Source organism: Hydrogenovibrio sp. 3SP14C1 (assembly GCF_029625905.1).
Lineage (GTDB): Bacteria > Pseudomonadota > Gammaproteobacteria > Thiomicrospirales > Thiomicrospiraceae > Hydrogenovibrio.
This window is the reverse complement of the sequence record NZ_JARTLM010000124.1, coordinates 1-270: the sequence shown is the minus strand read 5'-3', so window position 1 is coordinate 270 and position 270 is coordinate 1. Positions and strand designations below refer to the sequence as shown.

Annotated in this window: 1 protein-coding gene; it reads right to left on the bottom strand. The window is 58.5% G+C overall.

Annotated features, from left to right (window positions below; translation table 11 throughout):
• A partial coding sequence (locus P8629_RS11905; protein WP_278166328.1) for a hypothetical protein occupies positions 1–270 on the bottom strand: 270 nt, incomplete at both ends.

Sequence of the window (270 nt, the reverse complement as noted above, 5' to 3'; positions counted from 1 at the left end):
CAGCCACAAATCCTGGGTCATGTTCAGCGACTTGCTGCGGTACGGCAGGCCTTCCAGGTATTCGCCAAGGATGCCGCCGTCCGCCAGGTTGCCGCCTTTTTTCAAGGCCTGTGGATCACGGCTCATATAGGCCGAGGCGCTGGCGATTTCCTGGAAGAAATCCTTCGGTGAGGTCTGGGTTTTGCGCGCGGCGTCGACGATCAGTTTCAAGGACTGCTGCAAGTCGTTGAGCTGCAATTTGGTCAGCATCACGCACACCTGGAAGGCCGG